Origin of the sequence: Actinomadura sp. 9N215 (assembly GCF_044326345.1) — a bacterium.
In the GTDB taxonomy this organism is placed as follows: Bacteria; Actinomycetota; Actinomycetes; order Streptosporangiales; family Streptosporangiaceae; genus Spirillospora.
In genome coordinates, this window is record NZ_JBIRBA010000003.1 from 456084 (window position 1) to 474758 (window position 18675).

General features: G+C 72.9%; 15 protein-coding genes. 10 read left to right on the plus strand and 5 right to left on the minus strand.

Going from position 1 to position 18675, the window contains the following annotated elements; genetic code table 11:
- Positions 1-41: 41 nt before the first annotated feature.
- On the minus strand, positions 42-1256 hold the full coding sequence (locus tag ACH34T_RS07550; protein ID WP_395991253.1) for a hypothetical protein: 1215 nt from the start codon (positions 1254-1256) through the stop codon (positions 42-44).
- A 446-nt stretch (positions 1257-1702) separates the two neighbouring features.
- Between ACH34T_RS07550 and ACH34T_RS07555 the strand changes: the two genes are divergently transcribed.
- Both ACH34T_RS07555 and ACH34T_RS07560 read left to right on the plus strand, forming a co-directional pair.
- Positions 1703-3346: a hemolysin family protein gene (locus ACH34T_RS07555; protein WP_395991254.1), complete on the plus strand. Its 1644-nt coding sequence runs from the start codon at positions 1703-1705 to the stop codon at positions 3344-3346.
- Positions 3334-4347, plus strand: a complete 1014-nt coding sequence (locus ACH34T_RS07560; RefSeq protein WP_395991255.1) for a hemolysin family protein — start codon at positions 3334-3336, stop codon at positions 4345-4347. Before ACH34T_RS07555 ends, ACH34T_RS07560 begins: the two co-directional genes overlap by 13 nt.
- Here the strand turns inward: ACH34T_RS07560 and ACH34T_RS07565 are convergent.
- Positions 4324-4668 carry a hypothetical protein gene (locus ACH34T_RS07565; protein ID WP_395991256.1) on the minus strand — a complete coding sequence of 115 codons (345 nt, stop codon included), beginning with the start codon at positions 4666-4668 and terminating at the stop codon, positions 4324-4326. The genes ACH34T_RS07560 and ACH34T_RS07565 overlap by 24 nt on opposite strands.
- Positions 4669-4731: 63 nt before the next feature.
- Here ACH34T_RS07565 and ACH34T_RS07570 point away from each other — a divergent pair, with 63 nt between their 5' ends.
- Together ACH34T_RS07570 and ACH34T_RS07575 are read left to right on the plus strand one after the other, a co-directional pair.
- Positions 4732-5691: a cation diffusion facilitator family transporter gene (locus ACH34T_RS07570; protein ID WP_395991257.1), complete on the plus strand. Its 960-nt coding sequence runs from the start codon at positions 4732-4734 to the stop codon at positions 5689-5691.
- 80 nt (positions 5692-5771) lie between these two features.
- Positions 5772-8999, plus strand: a complete 3228-nt coding sequence (locus ACH34T_RS07575) for a hypothetical protein (RefSeq protein ID WP_395991258.1) — start codon at positions 5772-5774, stop codon at positions 8997-8999.
- Between the two features lie 3 nt (positions 9000-9002).
- On the opposite strand, the gene ACH34T_RS07580 is transcribed toward ACH34T_RS07575, so the two are convergent.
- On the minus strand, positions 9003-9413 hold the full coding sequence (locus ACH34T_RS07580; protein ID WP_395991259.1) for a phage holin family protein: 411 nt from the start codon (positions 9411-9413) through the stop codon (positions 9003-9005).
- A gap of 105 nt (positions 9414-9518) precedes the next feature.
- On the minus strand, positions 9519-10037 hold the full coding sequence (locus ACH34T_RS07585; RefSeq protein ID WP_395991260.1) for a hypothetical protein: 519 nt from the start codon (positions 10035-10037) through the stop codon (positions 9519-9521).
- A 246-nt stretch (positions 10038-10283) separates the two neighbouring features.
- Between ACH34T_RS07585 and ACH34T_RS07590 the strand changes: the two genes are divergently transcribed.
- Together ACH34T_RS07590 and recQ are read left to right on the plus strand one after the other, a co-directional pair.
- Complete coding sequence (locus ACH34T_RS07590; RefSeq protein WP_395991261.1) at positions 10284-10943, plus strand: HAD family hydrolase; 660 nt, start codon at positions 10284-10286, stop codon at positions 10941-10943.
- Between the two features lie 43 nt (positions 10944-10986).
- Positions 10987-12825, plus strand: coding sequence for a DNA helicase RecQ (recQ, locus tag ACH34T_RS07595; RefSeq protein WP_395991262.1), 1839 nt, complete (start codon positions 10987-10989; stop codon positions 12823-12825).
- Between the two features lie 759 nt (positions 12826-13584).
- Here the strand turns inward: recQ and ACH34T_RS07600 are convergent.
- Complete coding sequence (locus ACH34T_RS07600) at positions 13585-15282, minus strand: flavin monoamine oxidase family protein (protein WP_395991263.1); 1698 nt, start codon at positions 15280-15282, stop codon at positions 13585-13587.
- Positions 15283-15342: 60 nt separating this feature from the next.
- Here ACH34T_RS07600 and ACH34T_RS07605 point away from each other — a divergent pair, with 60 nt between their 5' ends.
- The 4 genes from ACH34T_RS07605 to ACH34T_RS07620 all read left to right on the plus strand — a co-directional run bounded on the left by ACH34T_RS07605 (position 15343) and on the right by ACH34T_RS07620 (position 18633).
- The gene (locus ACH34T_RS07605) at positions 15343-15930 is read left to right on the plus strand and encodes a TetR/AcrR family transcriptional regulator (RefSeq protein ID WP_395991264.1); all 588 of its coding nucleotides are present in this window, start codon (positions 15343-15345) and stop codon (positions 15928-15930) included.
- Between the two features lie 118 nt (positions 15931-16048).
- On the plus strand, positions 16049-16558 hold the full coding sequence (locus tag ACH34T_RS07610) for a DUF5666 domain-containing protein (RefSeq protein WP_395991265.1): 510 nt from the start codon (positions 16049-16051) through the stop codon (positions 16556-16558).
- A 54-nt stretch (positions 16559-16612) separates the two neighbouring features.
- A complete protein-coding gene (locus ACH34T_RS07615; protein ID WP_395991266.1) occupies positions 16613-17305 on the plus strand; it encodes a response regulator transcription factor in 693 nt (230 codons plus the stop codon).
- Positions 17302-18633: an ATP-binding protein gene (locus ACH34T_RS07620; protein WP_395991267.1), complete on the plus strand. Its 1332-nt coding sequence runs from the start codon at positions 17302-17304 to the stop codon at positions 18631-18633. Before ACH34T_RS07615 ends, ACH34T_RS07620 begins: the two co-directional genes overlap by 4 nt.
- The last annotated feature ends 42 nt before the right edge of the window (positions 18634-18675 follow it).

The window sequence follows — 18675 nt, forward strand, 5'->3', positions numbered from 1 at the left end:
GGCCTCCACTTCGCCGGTGCAGCCGGGCTGGGTGCATCGGTTCATCGCCGGGTCCCCGTCTCGCTTTCGCAGGCCCTGAGCGCTCGCTGGTACTCCGCGAGCACCGTGGTGGCCCGCCGCAGGTCACAGGGCGCCGTCCACAGCATGTCGCGGGCCTCCCCGTAGAGCTCGGTGAGCTGCTCGTCCTCGACGACGCCGAGCCGGGCGGCCTTGGCCCGGTACGCCTCAAGGCGTCCCCGCAGCTCACCCCGCCGGTCGAGCAGACCGGCACTGAGACGCAGGTCGCCGCGGGCCCGTTCCAGCGCGTCGGCGGCGGCGCGTTCGAGCTCGGCGAACCGTCCGGCCAGCTCGACCCAGCGGCCCGCCTCACGGAGCCGCTCCAGGGCGGCGAGGCGGTCGCGGAGCGCGACGCCGAGTCCCTGGGACGGCGCCGGCAGGTTCGGCGAGAGGATCTTGACGAGCGCGGTGGCGTGCGCCTCGCAGGCGCGCCGCTCCGTGCTCTCGACCTCCTCGATGGACGCCGTGACCCGCGCGACGAGTTCCGCGTAGTCGTCGCGCATTCGGGCGACGCCCGCGAGCTCGTCGCCCAGCGAGGTCAGGACGGACCGGACGCGGTCGAGCCGGCCGGTGTCGGGACGGCCGTCCCGCACGAGCGACAGCGGATCGGTGCGGATGACGCGGCCGAGCGCGGTCAGCTCGCGGCCGACGCGGTCCAATTCGGGATGGCGGGTGCCGTCGAGGGTGTGCGCCAGCCGAGCCGTCTCCCGCCAGCACTCCTCGACCTCTTCGAGGGGGAGGAGCAGCGCCGTCCAGGCGGCGTCGGCGGCGGCGACCTCGCCCGCGACGAACTCGTACGCGTCGGACATCATCGCGACCGCCTCGTCCAGCGTCACCCGCTGTTCCTGCGGTCCGAGGAGCGTGCGCTCCTGCAGCGGGATCTCGCCGTCGGGGAGCTCGACCGACTGGCCGGTGAGCATCCCGGTCAGTTCCACGAGCGTCGCCGCGTCCGGACGGGACGCCCGTTCACGCAGCTCCGACGCGGCGTCCAGGACGCGCTGGTAGGCGTCGAACAGCGCCCACAGCTTCGTCATCCTGGTCTTCGCGTTCTCCCAGCGCCGCCACGTCTCCCCGGTGAGCCTGGCGCCTTCGAGGAGGCGGCTGCCCTGGTGTCCGTCGAGGTCGAGGAGCGACGCGGAGATGCGGTCGCGTTCCTCGCGAAGCTTCCGGAGGGCATGGTCGACGCCTTCACGGCTCATGGGCGCGGCAGCCCCAGCTCCGCTCTGCTCCAACGTCAGCCCCGCGATCGCTCTCCAACCATCCCCCTGAGCATGCCCGGCAAGGCGGTCTGGGAGCACGGACCTGCCCAGTATCGGACTTACGCTCTCATACAAGTGTGATCCGTGACACTGAACGAGACAAGCGTCATTGTGCCCCAGATGATCGCCGCGCGCGATGTCCGGCCGCGCCCGCCGATCTCCAGCCGTCCGCGAGGTCCGCCGCGGCGGCCGCCTGAACTCCAGCCGCGGCGGGCGGCGGACATGCGACGACTGTCGCGACGTCCACGTGGCCGGTGACCTGTCGGCCCGTACCCTGTGCTTCGGGAACCTCGTTGTCCGAGGTGACGTTACGACAGGTAGCCCGTGTACGAGAGGAGTGGTGAGTCCGCAGTGTCGGACCCCAGTCATAGACCCGGTGCTCCATGGTGAGCGCGGCGCTGGGAGTGCTCGCGGTGGTCCTGCTGACCGCCGCCACCGGATACTTCGTCGCGCAGGAGTTCGCCTACGTCGCCGCCGACCGTGCGGCGCTCGAACAGGCCGCCGAGCGCGGTGACACCTCCGCCCGGCGCGCGCTCAAGGTCATCGGCAGGCTGTCGTTCATGCTGTCGGGCGCGCAGCTCGGCATCACGATGACGACCCTGGTCGTCGGTTTCATCGCCAAACCCGCGCTCGCGGAGCTGATCCGTCCGCTGCTGGAAGTCGCGGGCGTGCCCGAGGGCGCGACCGGTGCGATCGCGCTCGCCACCGGGTTCGTCCTGGCGACGCTCATCCAGATGCTGCTCGGCGAGCTGTTCCCCAAGAACCTCGCGCTCGCGCGCGCCGAGTCGCTGGCGCGCGCGCTGGCCGCGTCCACGCTCGTGTACCTGACGGTGGCCGGGCCGCTGATCCGGCTCTTCGACCGTGCGGCGGAACGCCTGCTGCGCGCCGTCGGCGTCGAGCCCGTCGAGGAACTGCACAGCGGCGCGACGCTCGAAGAGCTGGGCGTCATCATCGGCATGTCGTACAGCTCCGGGCACCTGCCCGCCGACCTGTCCGGGCTGCTGGAACGGGCCGTGTCCTTCGGCGACCTCACGGCGGACGAGGTCATGGTGCCGCGCCCCCACGTCCGGACGCTGCCGGCCACCGCGCCCCTCGCCGACCTCGTCGCGCTGATCCGCGAGACCGGGCATAGCGCGTACCCCGTCTACGGCCAGGAGGTGGACGACGTCGTCGGCGTGGCGGGCGTCCGCGAGGTCGCCGACGACGGCCTGGACCCGTCCACCCCGGTCGGCCAGGTCACCCGGCAGGCGCTGCTCGTGCCCGGCAGCCAGCCGCTGTACGGCGTCATCGAGCGGATGCGCGACGCCGGCGAGGAGTTCGCCTGCGTCGTGGACGAGTACGGCGGCCTCGCCGGCATCCTCACCTTCGAGGACATCGCCGAGGAGCTCGTCGGGGAGATCGCCGACGAGACCGACCGGAGCGAGGACGCCCCGACGTCCGGTCCCGACGGGTCGTGGCTCGTCGACGCGGGCATGCGCATCGACGAGGTCGGCCGCCTCACCGGGCTCGACCTGCCCGAAGGCGACGCCTACGACACCCTCGGCGGACTGGTCATGGCGGAGCTGCGGCGGCTGCCGTGCCCCGGCGACCGCCTCACCGTCGACCTGGACGGCGGACCGGTCGAGCTGGAGGTCATGAGCGTCGCCCGCCGCGTCGCGGAGAAGATCCAGATCCGGACGGCGACAACGTCCGCACCGGCGGAACGTCCGCACGTCTCCGACCCACCCTGCAAGGTCCCCACCCAGCCCACCGAGACCACCGAGACCATTCGGCCCGCCGACCCGACCCGCCCGGCCGAAACCACCCGGGTCACCGAAGCCACCGACGTCGCCGAAGCCGCTAAGGTCGCCGAAGCCGCGGACGTTGTCGAAGCCGCCGAGGTCGCCGAAGCCCAGGTCGCCGAAGCCACCGACGTTGTCGAAACTGCGGAGGTCGTCGAGGCCGAGGGCGTCGAAGCCGCGGAGGTCACCGTCGAGTCCACGCAGGCCGCGGCCGGGGACGGCACGGTGGAGGCGTCATGGACCCGCTGACCACGCTGCTGATCACCGCCCTCCTCCTGGTCGGGAACGGGTTCTTCGTCGCCGCCGAGTTCGCGCTCGTCGCCGCGAACCGTCCGCAACTGGAGCGCGCCGCCGCGAAGGGCAGCCGTCCCGCGGTCGCGGCCGTCGCGGGCGTCCGCGAGCTGTCGCTGATGCTCGCGGGCGCGCAGTTCGGGATCACGATGTGCTCGCTCGGCCTCGCGATCGTCACCGAGCCCGCGTTCGAGCACTTCCTCGAACCGCCGCTGCACGCGATCGGCGTCCCGGAGGCCGGGGCGAAGGCCATCGCGCTCGGCTGCGCCCTCGCGGTCGTCACGTTCCTGCACATGGTCATCGGGGAGATGGCCCCGAAGTCGTGGGCGATCGCGCACCCGGAGCGCTCGGCGCTGATCCTCGCCCTGCCGTTCCGCGCGTTCGCGAAGGTGTCCAGGCCGATCCTGTCGGCGCTGAACGCGGCGACCAACGCGCTGCTGCGCGCCATCCGCGTCACGCCGAAGGACGAACTCGACCCGCACACCGACCCGGCCCGGCTCAGCCACCTGGTCGGCGAGTCCCGCCGGCTCGGCCTCATCGGACGCAGCGACCACGAGCTGCTGCGCCGCGCGATCTCCGCCCGGGAGGCCACCGTCGGACACCTCGTCGTGCCCGCCACGTCCGTCACCACGATCGGCGCGGACGCGACCGCCGCGCAGATCCGGCGGACCGCCACCGCCAGCGGCCACAACCGGCTCCTCGTCCGCGACCGGGACGGCGCGATGACGGGCATCGTCCACGTCCGCGCCGCCATCACCGAGCCCGGCGGCGACCGTCGCGCCGGGGAACTGGCGCACCCGGCGCCCGTCCTCACGGCGGAGACGACGGTCCTGGACGCGGTCAGCCGCATGCGCCGCGCCCGCGCCCAACTCGCCGTCGTCAACGACGCGGACGAGTTCGCCGGCATCGTCACCCTGGACGACCTCCTCGCGGAGCTACTGGCCACAAACCCGCACTGACGCAAGCCGCGTACCTGCGACAACAGCGCACTTGTCCAGATGCTGCAACGGACTTTCCGCGTCATCGTGGTACCCATGGGCACACACGGCCACGAACACGCACAGCCCCACAGCCACGAACACGCCCAGGCCCACGGCCACGAACATGGCCAGGGCCACGGCCACGAACATGGCCAGGGCCACGGCCAGGGGCACGGGCACGGGCACGGGCAGGGTCACGGGCACGGGCACGGGCAAGGCCACGGGCACGGGCAAGGCCACGGGCATGAACATGGCCAGGGCCAGGGCCACGGGCAGGGCCCCAGCCATGGGCACGGGCATGGGCACGGGCATGGGGGTGGACGTGGGTGGGTGCGTTGGCTGGGGTGGGGGCTGAAAGGTCGGGTGCTTCATGTCCTGCGGCCGCATTCGCATGAGGCGGCCGACAAGGTGGACTCGGCGATGGAGGCGAGCGCGCAAGGCATGCGCGCCCTGTGGATCTCGCTGGCGGGCCTGGGCGCGACTACCGTCCTCCAGGCCGTGGTGGTCGTGTTCACGGGCTCGGTGGCGTTGCTCGGCGACACGCTCCACAACGCCGCCGACGCGCTCACCGCCGTCCCGCTGGGCATCGCGTTCGTCCTGGGCAGGCGTCCGCCGAACCGCCGCTACACCTACGGGTACGGACGCGCCGAGGACCTCGCCGGTGTGGTCATCGTCCTCGCCATCGCCGCTTCCGCCACGGCGGCCGGGTACGCGGCCGTCCATCGCCTTGCCCATCCACAGCCTGTGGATCACGTGGCCGCCGTGGCGGGCGCCGCGCTCGTCGGGTTCGTGGGGAACGAACTGGTCGCCCGCTACCGCATCCGCGTGGGCCGCCGCATCGGCTCCGCCGCCCTCGTCGCGGACGGCCTCCACGCCCGCACCGACGGCTTCGCGTCCCTCGCCGTCCTTCTGGGCGCCGCCGGCGTCGCCTTGGGCGCGCCCTGGGCCGATCCCGTCGTCGGACTGCTCATCACACTCGCGATTCTGACCGTCCTACGGCAGACGGCCCGCGAGGTCTGGCGCCGTCTCATGGACGCCGTCGACCCCGCCCTGGTCGACCGGGCCGAGACCGCGCTCGCCTCGACACCTGGCGTCCTCGCGGTCGGCGACGTCCGGCTCCGCTGGATCGGCCACCGCCTGCGCGCCGAATGCGACGTCGTCGTCGACCGCGCCTCAACCGTCGTCCATGCCCATCGGGTCGCCGTGGACGCCGAGCACAGCCTTCTGCACGCGTTGCCCCGTCTGTCCGGCGCCGTGGTCCACCCCGACCCGGAACCCCGCGACGGTGAAGATCATCACGCCGTGCTGGCCGGACACCGATGACCGCCCACCTGTGAGACGTTAGTCCGGAGCGGAAGGGGAAATACGGCCCCGGACGGTCGATCTGGGACGGGATGGCGTCGGTGAAGCAACCATCAGAAGGCAACGGGCACGAGGACGAGGGCCCCGAGACCGCGGAACACGGGCAGCACACGCCCGTCTACGTCCCCGAATCCGAGATCCCGACCGTCACCTTCCCCTTGCCCGACGACCCGTCCGACGTGTCCGACCCGTCTGACGCGTCCGCGGACGAGGACGAGGACGAGGCCGTTCAGCCGCCCGGCTCGGGAAAGGCCCCGTCCACCCCCTTTTCCATGTCCACGTTCGAGGACGATTCGGCAGGTGAGAACGCGCCTCCCGACCAGCCGACACAGAGCGTAGAGCCCACGTCCGACATTCTCGCGGGCGATGACGGGCTCCCGGGCGACGCCACCGGCCAGCCCGCGTCCACCCCAGCCACACCCGCTGAAGGCTCGTCTCACGCCACCGATACCGAACCGGCAGGCGACCTGGCCGCGCCACTGAGCGAGACCGGTGCCGAGACTGAAGCAGTGGCTGACATCGTCCCGTCGCAGGACGAGGCGGACGCCGACGCAGAACCGGAAGCCGACGCGCCGGCCGCCGCCGAAGAAGCGCCTCACGACGCCGTTGACGCGACGTTCGACGATGCGGAGGCTGCGGGCGGCGTGGTTCGGTTGCCAGGCGAGACGGGCGTCGGCACAGAGTCCGCGGTCGGTCTGCCGGGGGACGACGATGCGTTGGGCGGCCAGGGTGCTGACGCCGACCAGGACGCACGCGGTGCGGACGGTGCGGACGACGTCCCAGACGAAGAAGACGTGGTGTTGGATCCGCGGTCGGGGTTCGGCACCATGCCGCTGCCGGAGATCGGAGACACCCCGCCGCTGGGGACGGAGGCCGCCGAGGACGGCTGGGGCGGACGTGAGCTGGTAGAAAGCGTGTACGGGTCGCTGACCGAGTTCTATGAGCACATAGACGCGCGGCTGAGAGAGGTACCCGAGGACGTTCCGCCGGTCGGCTGGGTGCCGCATGTCGCGGCGTTGCGGGCCCTGCGGGAGCAGCGGGTCGCGGGAGATTGGGAGGTTCTGGCCCGGTTCCTCGTCGCGCCCGGATCGTTGGAGGAGACTGAAGCGCTGCGTCTCGTCCAGACGGAGGACGGGGACGACGTCGTCCACGACACCGTCAAGGAGCTGACCGCGGCGGACGGGCGGGCGCTGCTGGTGGCGCCCACGCCGGAGCGGGCGGCGGAGCTGCTGCGGAGCCTGGAGGACGATCCCGAAGTCTTCTCCCTGATGATCGAGACGCAGCCGGCGACGGCGGAGGCCCGTTCGGTGGAGACGCAGGCCCTGCCCCCGGTGGACGAGGGAGGAGCCCCCGAACCGCCTCCGGTGCGGAAGCACGGGTCCAGCGGGACGGTCGAGTTCAAGCCCCTGACCGGGCCCCCCGAACCCGAGACCGTGGCCGCTGAACCCGAGACCGGGCCGCCCGAACCCGAGACTGGGCCAGACCGTGGGGCCGACGAAGCGTCGTCGGCCGCGACACGGGTCGAACCGCTTCCCGCTGTGCCCGAGGGGGAGCCCGTCGTTCCGGCGGAGGGGCCGTCGGCGCCGGAGACGCGGGTCCGGTCGGCGGCGTTGCGGCCGGTGGGGGAGGCCTGGCGGCTGTCGTGGGAGACGGAGGCGCGGCTGCTGCGGCGTGGGTTGATGTGGCTTGAGCAGTGGCCGAGGGACGCGGCGGCACTGCAGGCCGTCCAGGCCGAGAACCTGCGACGCCGCGAGGCGCGGGACGCTGAGCGGGCGGCGTTGACCGCCACGATCGAGGAGTCGCGGAACGCGGCTGCGGTCGCCGAGCAAGCCGCGGGGCAGGCGGAGGCGGAGGCCGAGCGGCTAACCGCCGTCCAGGCTGAGGCGGAGGCGGAGCTGGCCGGTCCGCGCGCGGAGGCGGAGCGGTTGCGGACGATCGCGGACGAAGCCGCGGCCGAAGCGAACGCGCTGACCCGGACGGCGGACGCCTCCTACGCACGCTGCGTCCAGCTCGACGAACGAGCCAAGACGGCGCAGGCCGAGTTGCAGGGGGCGCGTCAGGCGGAGGCGTCCCTGACCGACGAGCTGGCAAGGGCACGGGAGGCGCTGCCAGGGGCGGCGGAGGAGGCGCACCGGCTCACAGCGGCCGACGCCGACGCGGCGGCCGAAGGGCACGCTGCGTACTACCGGCTGGTCTCGGCGGAGTCCGCGCTGTCGGCGATGCGCAGGAAGATGACGCTCGGACAACGGCTCCATGTCGCGTCACCGCCGTCGGAGCTGCGGAGCCTGCGCGACGACGTCAAGGCCCGGACACGCGAGGCCGACGAGGCGGCGAAGCGCGCGCGGGAAGCCAAGGATGTGGCGGAGCATGCGGAGCGGGTGCGTCGGGGGCTGGCGTCGTTCGTGTCGGAAGGCGGGGCGCGGCTACAGCAGGCGCAGGAAGCGCAGGAACGTCTCGGCACGGAGCTGACCTGGCTGGCGACAGAGCGCGACTCCGCGGGCGGCGAGCATCAGGAACAGGCCCGGCTGGCGTCGGCGGCGGTGGAGAAGGCGAACCAGGAGGGCAGGCGCGCGCACGCAGCGCAGCAGGCCGCGCAGGCCGTCCAGGATCGGGTGAACGCGGCCCGCGCGGCCCGCGACGAGGCCCTGGCGGCGGCGCGGCAGGCCCGGTCGGACGCGGAGGCCGCCGCGACCCGGGCCGCGGACACGGCCGCGGCGCTCGACCGTCACACCGCCGAGGCCGCGGCGGAGCTGTCCGCCCGGCAGGCCGAGCTGGACACGGTGGCGGGGACGGAGGCGCGGTCGCGGGAGAACGTCCTGGAGATCTGCGGCTCGGATCCGGCGGAGAACCCGGCCGCCGTCCCCGCCCATCAGCGCCGCGCGATGGCCCGCATCGAGCAGCTCACCGCCTACATGGACGGCCAGCGGAGCGCCGAGGGCGACGTCCTCCTGCGCACCGCGGACCTCGTCGTCGGGACGCCGACCGGGGTCGGTCTCACCGCCCGCGACGAAGAGTTCGACGCACTGATCGTCGCGGACGCAGGGGCGGTCACGGATGCGGAGTTCCTGATCGGCGCCGTCCGGGCCCGGCGCTGGATCCTCGTGAGCGCGCCCGGCGTCCACCCACCGAAATACCGCGAGTACGCCGACGCGCTGGAGGACGGGTCGCCGAGCGGAGCTCGTCCGTCGAATGGTGGTGAACGGGGGCTGGAGGACGGTCCGTTCGGGCGCGCCGCGACCGCGTCTCCACATCTGGTGGACGTGCGCTGACGGTCAGTCCCTGTTCCTATCCCTGTCCCTGTCCTTGTTGTCGTCCTTCTCGGGGACGACGACGTGCAGCAGCCAGCCGACCACGCCGACGACGATGGCGCCCCAGAACGCCGGCCAGAAGCCGGTGACGTGGAACGGCAGGTCGAGCTCACCGGCGAGCTCGCTGGTGAGCCAGAGCAGCAGCGCGTTCACCACGAGGCCGATCAGGCCGAGCGTGAGGATGTAGAAGGCGCAGCCAAGCGTCTTGATGATCGGTTTGATGAAGGTGTTGACCAGGCCGAAGATGACGGCCACGGCGACCAGCGTGAGGGCGCGGCGTCCGGCCGAGTCACCGTCGAGCGAGATGCCGTCGATCAGCACCGTGGCGACCCACAGGGCGACCGCGGTGATGCCCACTTTGAGAAGAGTCCGCACACCACGATCCTGGTGCGCGCGAACCGGACCCGTCATCCCCCTGCACGGCGATTAGCGCGAACGGTCCGCTCATCATCCAGGACGAGCGGCAGCACCGGCGATGGGTCAGTCGGTGCGGTCGAAGAACGGGGACGCGGCCGGCATCTGCGAGCGGGGCGCGACGTGGGTGCCCTGTGCGGCGGCGTTCGCCGGTTCCCGCCGCGAAGAGCGCCGATGCCCGCCCAGGTGGCCGGCCGGCGCGGACTGGCCGGGGCCGGAGCGAGGACCAGGGCCGGGACCGGCGCCGGGCACGGCGCCGGGGTTCTGGCGGACGCGGGCGAGCTCGCGCTGCAGGCGCCGCTTCTCCATCTCCAGGGTCGTCAGCGACTCCTCGTGCTCCTCGCGCAGGTCGCGCAGGTCGCGGCGGGTGCGGACGCGGCGGGCCGTGCCGGCGAAGGCGAGCATCATGCCGGTGACGAAGACAACGGCCACGCCCGCGCCGGCGAGGAAGACCTGCCATTGTTCGTGCACACCGGGCACGGTCCGACCGAAGACGATCAGGCTCGCGGGATCGGTGTTGTCGAGGACGACGCCGGCGACGGCGGCGATGGCGGCCGCGACCAGCAGGAAACCGAGGAACACCATGGGCAGCTCTCCTCTGCGTTCGACTCCGGAGGGGGGCGGAGAGTCTCCACCATGCCAGACCGAAACTGGATCATGCCGCTTTCGCCGGATAAATCCTGGTCAGATGAGATTCACCCGTTCCAATGCGCACGGTTCCGTCCCGGTCGCATCGGGTAGTGACCGTTGCCGGGGAGGCCCGCGCCGCACCGCCGCAGAACCGCGGCGGGGCCCGCGCCCGGGCGCGCTAGACAGACCGTGGAGGAACTCATGCCCGTGGAGGCCATCGTCTTCGACCTGGACGGCGTCCTGATCGACTCAGAGCCCGTGTGGGAGGACGTGCGACGCGCGTACGTCGCTGAGCACGGCGGCCGCTGGCTGCCAGACACGCAGGACCGCCTCATGGGCATGAGCACCCTGGAATGGGCCGCGTACATCGCGGACGACCTCGTCGACGGCGTGACGGCCGAGGACGTCGCCTACCAGGTGGTCGACCGGATGTCCCAGCGGTACAGGGACGGGCTGCCGCTGCTGCCGGGCGCGGAGTCGGCCGTCCGCCGGATGGCGGAGTACCGCCCGCTCGGGCTGTCCAGCTCGTCCCCGCGTGCCCTCATCGACCTGGTGCTCGCCCAGATCGGGGTGGACGGTCTGTTCCGCGCGACCGTGTCCACCGAGGAGGTCGACCGGGGCAAGCCCGCGCCGGACGGATACCTCACCACGGCCGCGCGACTGGAGGTGCCCGCGCGCGCCTGCGTCGCCATCGAGGACTCGGCGAACGGCATCCGCTCGGCCCGCGCCGCCGAGATGACGGTGATCGCCGTCCCCCGCCCGGCGCACCCGCCCGCGTCCGACGCGCTGGACCTCGCGGCCCACATAGCGGACGACCTCGACGAAATCACCCCCGAGCTGGTGGAGGTTATCCACAGCTGAGAGTTCCGGGGACGGTGTCGGCGGCGGCTCATAGTATGGGCCGATGACTTCCCCCGCGAGCCCGCAAAGCCCGGAGACCCTGGACGTCCTGCGGCGCGTGTTCGGCTACGACGCGTTCCGCGACGGCCAGCGGGAGATCATCGAGCATGTGGTCGGCGGCGGGGACGCGCTCGTCCTCATGCCGACCGGCGGCGGGAAGTCGCTGTGCTACCAGATCCCGGCGCTCGTCCGGAAGGGCACCGGGGTCGTCGTCTCCCCGCTCATCGCCCTCATGCAAGACCAGGTGGACGCCCTGCGCACGCTCGGCGTCCAGGCGGGCTTCCTCAACTCCACGCAGGACTTCGACGAGCGCCGGGTCGTCGAGGCGCAGTTCGTCGCGGGCGAGCTCGACCTGCTCTACCTGGCGCCCGAGCGGCTCCGCCTCCCCGCGACCGTCGACCTGCTCAGCCGCGCGGACGTGTCCCTCTTCGCGATCGACGAGGCGCACTGCGTGTCGCAGTGGGGGCACGACTTCCGTCCTGACTACCTGATGCTGTCCGGCCTGCACGAACGCTGGCCGGACGTCCCGCGCATCGCCCTCACCGCGACCGCCACCGAGGCCACCCGCGCCGAGATCGCGTCCCGCCTCCAGCTGGAGCGCGCCCGGCATTTCGTCGCCAGCTTCGACCGCCCGAACATCCAGTACCGGATCGAGCCGAAGACCGACGCTAAACGCCAGCTCCTCCGCCTTCTCCAGACCGAGCACCAGGGCGACGCGGGCATCGTCTACTGCCTCTCGCGCAACTCCGTGGAGAAGCACGCCGCGTTCCTCACCGAGAACGGCATCGAAGCCCTCCCGTATCACGCGGGCCTCGACGCGCGGACCCGCGCCGCCAACCAGTCGCGCTTCCTCCGCGAGGACGGGCTCGTCATCGTCGCGACCATCGCGTTCGGCATGGGCATCGACAAACCCGACGTCCGCTTCGTCGCGCACCTCGACCTGCCCAAGTCGGTCGAGGGCTACTACCAGGAGACCGGGCGCGCCGGACGCGACGGCCTCCCGTCCACCGCCTGGCTCGCCTACGGCCTGCAGGACGTCGTCAACCTCCGCAAGATGATCGACGGCGGCGAGGGCGACGCCGCGTTCCGCCGCCGCCAGTCCACCCACCTCGACTCGATGCTCGCCCTCTGCGAGACGGTCGAGTGCCGCCGCGTCCAGCTGCTGAACTACTTCAGCCAGTCCGGCGAGCCGTGCGGCAACTGCGACACGTGCCTGACGCCGCCCGAGTCGTGGGACGCGACCGTCCCCGCGCAGAAGGTCCTCTCCGTCATCGTCCGGCTCGACCGGGAACGGCGGCAGAAGTTCGGCGCCGGGCACATCATCGACATCCTGCTCGGCAAGAAGAGCGCGAAGGTCATCCAGTTCGACCATGACTCCCTCAAACCGTTCGGCGTCGGCACCGAGCTGCGCGAGACCGAATGGCGCGGCGTCGTCCGCCAGCTCCTCGCGCAGGGCCTGATCGCCGTCGAGAGCAACCACGGCACCCTGCTCCAGACCGACGCGAGCGCCGACGTCCTGCGCGGCGAGCGCAAGGTCATGATGCGCCGCGAGCCGGAACGCCCCGCCGCCAAGACGGCCAAGACCGCCAAGGAGCGCAAGGCCCCGGTGGAGCTCCCCGCCGAGGCGATGCCGATCTTCGAGCGTCTCCGCGGCTGGCGCGCCGCCACCGCAAAGGAACAGGGCGTCCCCGCCTACGTGATCTTCCACGACGCGACCCTCCGCGAGATCGCGACCGCCCTCCCGACGTCCCTCGCCGCACTGGGCCAGATCAACGGCGTCGGCGAGAACAAACTGGCCAAATACGGAGACCAGGTCCTGGAAACCCTCGCCACCACGGACTAGCACCCACCCCACGCGAACCAACACCCCACCCCACACGCGAACCGCGACGAAACCCGCCACCCCACAACCCCGCCCACAGGACCACAGGCCAAGAACTTCCCAGACCACAGACCCCGAGCATCATCGGACGATGGCCACCGGCTCCCGCAAGCTCTCCATCCGCCACCAAGCCACCATGCACATCACCGCGACCGGCGCACGGCTGTGATCCACGGGCCCCAGCAAGATCGCCACTGACCCGCGCGAGGCCGAGCACACCGCCCCGGCAGGCATGCGTCGTCGCCACCCAGATCGCCTAACCGTCCGGCACCTGCCGCGCCCACCGCCCCCGCAAGCCGCACATTCGCGGCGGCTCCCGGCCCACCGCGACCAGCGCACGGCGGTGATCCCACGAGACCCAGCAAGATCGCCACCGACCCGCGCGAGTCCGGACGCACCGCCCCGGCAGGCGTACGTCGTCGTCGCCCAGGTCGCCTGGCCGTCTTGGCGGCGGGGCTGCCGCGCCACCGCGTCGAGGACGTCCTGGAGGTCACCGAGTTGACGCGGGCGGCGCGCCGCCGGGCCGGCGTGTTCTCGCTGGGGATGCGGCAGCGGCTCGGGCTCGCCGCCGCGCTGCTGGGCGACCCGGAGATCCTGGTGTCCGGCACCTGCCGGGCCCACCGCCTGGGCCCACCGCCCCGGCGGGCCGCACATTCGCTGTGGCTCCCGGCCCACGGCCCCGGCGGGCCGGACCCTCGCGGTGGCTCCCGAAGCGCGCGGCTAGGCGGGGGCTTGGTTCGGGGCGGTCTCGCGGGCGGCGCGGTGGCCCGACTCGACGGCGCCGTCGATGTAGCCCGCCCACCTGGTCGCCGTCTCCGTACCGGCCCAGTGCAAGGGGCCGACGGGCCGGCGCAGCGACGGGCCGAAGCGGGTCAGCGTCCCTGGCGTGGCGAACGCGCCGTAGCAGCCGCGCGAGTACTCCTCCGCGGCCCAGTCCCGTTCGATGTACGCGACGGGCTCCTTGGCCCGCGGCCCGAAGTATCCGGCGAGGTCGGCGACGACCTGGGCGCGGCGTTCGGCGGCGGTCAGGCGCGCGGCGACGTCCGCGTGCCGTCCCTCCAGGAACCCGACCAGCACACCGGGCGCACCGCTCCCCAGCTCAGCGCCACTCCCAGACACCGCGCCGCGCTCCGGCTCCGCGCCGCTCCCAGACATCGCGCCGCTCCCGGGCTCCGCGCCACTCCCAGACACCGCACCACTCCCGGGCTCCGCGCCGCTCTCCAGCGCCGCGCCGCCTACAGACACCGCGCCACTCTCCGGAGCAGCGCCACTCGCGGACACCGCGCCCCGCTCCGGCTCCGCGCCGCTCGCGGACGCCGCGCCACTCGCGGACACCGCGCCGCTCGCGGACGCCGCGCCACTCGCGGACACCGCGCCGGTCGCGGACGCCGCGCCGGTCGCGGGCGTCGCGCCGGTTCCGGGGGTTGTGCTGCTCTCTGGTGTGTTGTCGAAGGTGATGCCGAACGGACGGCGGTCGCTGGTCACCTGACCGCTGTATCCGTCCCGGCGCCAGAACGGCTCGTCGTAGACGACGTTGACCTTGATGACGCGTCCCATCGGCATGCGCTGGACGAGCTGGTCGCGGTCGCCGGGCAGCCCGGGCGTGTAGCGGATCCGTCCGGCCAGCGGCGGCGGGACGGCGATGATCGCCCGGCGGGCCCGCACCTCCGCCCGGCCGCCGGACATGCGGAGCCGGACGGAGCCGTCCGTCCACTCGATCTCCGTGACCGGCGCGTTCAGCACGACGCGGTCGCCGAGTTCGTCCGCCATCGCCAGCGCGATGCGCTGCGAGCCGCCGGAGATCCGGTCCTGCTGGGCGCCGCCGGTCGTCTCGATCAGTGGGTCCAGCCCGCCCGCGGACGCGACGTAGAACGCGGCCCACAGCGCCGACAGGTCCCCGGCCTCGGCGGAGAACACCGCCTGCGTGATCAGCCGCATGAACGCGCGTCCCGCGGAGGTGCGCAGGTTCCGCTGTATCCAGGTCTCGAACGTCTGGCCGTCCAGCCGGGCGGCGTGCCGGGCGGTCCACGGCGCGTCCACGGAAATGCCGCGCATCAGGCGGTCGATGCGCCACTGTCCCTGCGCGATGTCGGCGAGCGTGACGGGGGACAGGCGCGGGACGCGGCCCGTGTACTCGCCGCGCGTCCGGCCGATCTCGGCGATGCGCCGCCCCTCGTCGTACGTCGGGTACGTGGACAGCCCGAGCTCGCCGATCAGGCCGAGCACCTCGTCCTGGCCGGGCCCGACCCACTGGCCGCCGACCTCGATCGGCTCCCCGCCGGGCAGTTCGCCGTTCAGCAGCCGTCCGCCGACCCGGTCGCGCGCCTCCAGGACGACCACGTCGTGCCCGCCCCGGACGAGGTCGCGCGCGGCGACCAGTCCGGCCACGCCCGCCCCCACGATCGCGACGTCGACCATGTCCCCTCCCAGCATGCAGGACGCATCTGACATACGTCTTGTATGTGTTATACATGCCGCATGGAGCAGGTCAAGGCCCGGCGCGCGCACTACGTGGAAAGCACCCGCGCCGCCCTCCTCGACACCGGCCGCCGGTTCTTCGCGGAACGCGGCTACGCCGCGGTCTCGGCCGAGGAGCTCGTCCGCGCCGCCGGGCTCACCCGCGGCGCCCTCTACCACCACTTCGCCGGGAAGCAGGGCCTGTTCGAGGCCGTCTTCGAGGACCTCGAAGCCCAGGCCGCCGCCCGGATCACCACCGCGATGGCCGGCGCCGGCACCCCCCGGGACCAGGCCGCCGAGGGCGTCCGCGCGTTCCTGGAGATCTGCTCCGACCTCGACTACCGCGAGATCGTCCTGCTCCAGGGCCCGATCGCGCTCGGCTGGCGGCGCTGGCGCGAGCTCGACCAGCGCCACCTCGGCGCGATCCTCACCGATCGTCTGACCGCGCTGCTCGGCAACTCCGGCCCGCATCCCCTCGCGCTCACCACGGCCGCGTTCTACGGCGCGCTGACCGAGCTCGCCCTCTCCGTCGCCGACGCCGACGACCCGCCCCAGGCCCGTGACCAGGCACTCCACCTCATCACCACGATGCTCGCCGCCCTGAAGTAGCCCACCCCGCGGGCCCGAACGTCCCGCCGCCAACGGCGACGGACGCGAAGCCGATTCCCAGGGTTCTCCCAGGATTCCGCACGGACTTCTACCAGTCGCCGCCGGTTACATGGCCCGCATGCGAACCAACCGCAAGACGATCGCGGCCGGGGTCGGCGCCGCAGGCCTCCTCGGACTCGGCCTCTACCTCGCCGTGCCCGCGGCCGCCGCCGACCCGTCGCCATCGCCATCGCCGTCCGCCTCCGGCTCCGGGTCGGCCACGACGCGTCCGGGCGACGGCCCCCACCGCCACGACGGCAAGGGCCATCCGGGCAAGCGGCACCCCCGCTGGCACGCGCGTCCCTTCCGCGGCGTCCACGGCGAGGCGACCGTCCGGCGCAAGGACGGTTTCCACGTCGCGGCCTGGCAGCGCGGCACGATCAGCGCGGTCTCGGCCACGACCCTCACCGTCCGCAGCGCCGACGGCACATCCTGGACATGGACCGCCAACGCGGACACCCGCGTCCGCAAGCACGGCGAGAAGTCCGCGCTCAAGGCGCTCGCGTCCGGCGACCAGGTCCTGGTGGCCGGCGAACGCTCGGGCGCGACCCGCACCGCACGGCTCGTCCGCGTCCCCAAGCCCCGCTAGGACGGGTACCGTCGGTGCCACGACCAGGGCGTACGGCACGATCTGCGGGAGCCGATGAGCGAGAACCGGCGGGTGCTCGTCGTGGACGACGAGCCCAACATCCGCGACCTGATCGACGTCGCGCTGCGCTTCCACGGCTTCGCGACCGTCACCGCGGGCACCGGCGGCGAGGCGCTGCGCGCGGCGGCCGAGGAGCGCCCCGACCTGGTGCTCCTGGACGTCATGCTCCCCGACCTCGACGGCTTCGAGGTGTGCCGCCGGCTCCGCGCGGACGGCGACCAGGTCCCGGTGATCTTCCTGACGGCGCGGGACACCCCGTCCGACACGGTCACCGGGCTGACGCTCGGCGGCGATGACTATGTCACCAAGCCGTTCTCCATCGAGGCGCTGATCGCCCGGGTGCGGGCCGTCCTGCGCCGGGCCGCGCCGCCGCCGTCCGCGCCGCCGTCCGACACCGGCGTGCTCCGCGTCGCCGACCTCGAACTGGACGAGGCGCACTGGCGTGTCCGGCGCGGCGGCGTCGACGTGGACCTGTCGCCCACCGAGTTCCGCCTCCTCGCCTACCTGATGCGGAACGCGGGCATGGTGCTGTCGCGGACCCAGCTCCTCGCCGGCGTCTGGGGCTGGGATCACGGAAACCCGCAGGTCGTCGAGACGTACATCAGCTACCTGCGGCGCAAGCTCGACCCGCTCGGCACGCCGCTCATCCACACCCAGCGCGGCGTGGGCTACGCGCTGCGGCCATGACGCTCAACGCCCGGCTCCTCGCCGGCCTGCTCGCCGTCACCTTCACCGGGCTGGCGATCATGGGCCTGGTCAGCGCGCTCGTCCTGCGCGGCTACCTGATGCACCGGGTGGACGAGCAGCTCCAGGGCACCCGCGACCGCGCCGTGTCCCGCCTCCTGCGCCCCGGGCTGCCCGAACAGGGCGTCGCCCCGGCACAGTTCGTCGTGCTGGCCGTCGGCCCCACGGGACGTGTCCGCGTCCTCAGCGGCGACCAGCCGTCCACCCCCCGGGCCGTCGCCGAAGTGGGGAAACTCGGCCACGCCGCCTTGGCGAACCGGGCCCGCACCCTCGAACCGTTCTCCCTCCCCGGCCTGCGCGCCGTCGCCCGTCCTTGGCGGAACGGCATCGTCGTCGTCGCGTCCCCGCTCAGCGAGATCCATTCGGCGGTGCGCAACCTCGTCCTGTCGGAGATCGCCACGGCCGCGCTCCTGCTCGCCGTCCTGATCGTCCTCGGACGCCGCCTGATCGGCCGCGGCCTGCTGCCGCTCGACCGGATGGCCGCCACCGCGCACGCCATCACGGCCGGCGGCGACCTGCGCGCCCGCATGCCCGCCCCCGGCCCGCGCACCGAGACCGCCCGCCTCGCCGCCGCGATCAACGTGATGCTGGAACGGATCGAGCAGGCGTTCTGGGCGCGAAGCCGCTCCGAGGCCCGCGTCCGCGAGTTCGCCGCCGACGCCTCGCACGAACTGCGCACACCGCTCACGACCATCCAGGGCTACGCGGAGCTGTACCGCCACGGCGCCCTCGGGCCCGACGAACTCCCCGACGCCATGCGCCGCATCGAGGACGAGGCGAGCCGCATGAACAAACTGGTCACCGACCTGCTGGAACTAGCCCGCCTGGACCGCGAGGCGTCCCTGCGTCCGACCCCCACCGACCTGGTCCCCCTCGCCCGCGACGCCATCGCGGACGCGACCGCCGCCGACCCCGACCGTCCCCTCACCCTGGACGCCCCCGGCTCCCTCATCGCCACCGTCGACGAATCGCGCATCCGCCAGATCCTGGCGAACCTGCTGGCCAACGTCCGGTCCCACACACCCCCCGGAACGCCCGCGACAGTCCATCTCGCCCCAGGCCTCATCGAAGTGACCGACGAAGGACCAGGCATGTCCCCCGAGGACGCCGCCCGGGCCTTCGAACGCTTCCACCGCACCGACCGGGACTCCACCGGCGCCGGCCTGGGCCTCCCCATCGTCGCCGCCATAGCCGCCGCCCACGGCGGACGAGCCGAACTGCTCTCGGCCCCGTCCAGGGGAACGACCGTCCGAGTCACCCTCCCCCACTGAACAAGACACCCCGCCCCAGGCCCGGCAAGCACCCACGGCATC

Excerpts from the sequence above, each read along its gene's own strand:
- ACH34T_RS07550 (WP_395991253.1), bottom strand. The coding sequence starts at position 1,256 with ATGAGCCGTGAAGGCGTCGACCATGCCCTCCGGAAGCTTCGCGAGGAA.
- ACH34T_RS07560 (WP_395991255.1), top strand. The coding sequence starts at position 3,334 with ATGGACCCGCTGACCACGCTGCTGATCACCGCCCTCCTCCTGGTCGGG.
- ACH34T_RS07565 (WP_395991256.1), bottom strand. The coding sequence starts at position 4,668 with ATGCCCGTGCCCATGGCTGGGGCCCTGCCCGTGGCCCTGGCCCTGGCC.
- ACH34T_RS07585 (WP_395991260.1), bottom strand. The coding sequence starts at position 10,037 with ATGGTGTTCCTCGGTTTCCTGCTGGTCGCGGCCGCCATCGCCGCCGTC.
- ACH34T_RS07590 (WP_395991261.1), top strand. The coding sequence starts at position 10,284 with ATGCCCGTGGAGGCCATCGTCTTCGACCTGGACGGCGTCCTGATCGAC.
- recQ (WP_395991262.1), top strand. The coding sequence starts at position 10,987 with ATGACTTCCCCCGCGAGCCCGCAAAGCCCGGAGACCCTGGACGTCCTG.
- ACH34T_RS07600 (WP_395991263.1), bottom strand. The coding sequence starts at position 15,282 with ATGGTCGACGTCGCGATCGTGGGGGCGGGCGTGGCCGGACTGGTCGCC.
- ACH34T_RS07605 (WP_395991264.1), top strand. The coding sequence starts at position 15,343 with ATGGAGCAGGTCAAGGCCCGGCGCGCGCACTACGTGGAAAGCACCCGC.
- ACH34T_RS07610 (WP_395991265.1), top strand. The coding sequence starts at position 16,049 with ATGCGAACCAACCGCAAGACGATCGCGGCCGGGGTCGGCGCCGCAGGC.
- ACH34T_RS07615 (WP_395991266.1), top strand. The coding sequence starts at position 16,613 with ATGAGCGAGAACCGGCGGGTGCTCGTCGTGGACGACGAGCCCAACATC.
- ACH34T_RS07620 (WP_395991267.1), top strand. The coding sequence starts at position 17,302 with ATGACGCTCAACGCCCGGCTCCTCGCCGGCCTGCTCGCCGTCACCTTC.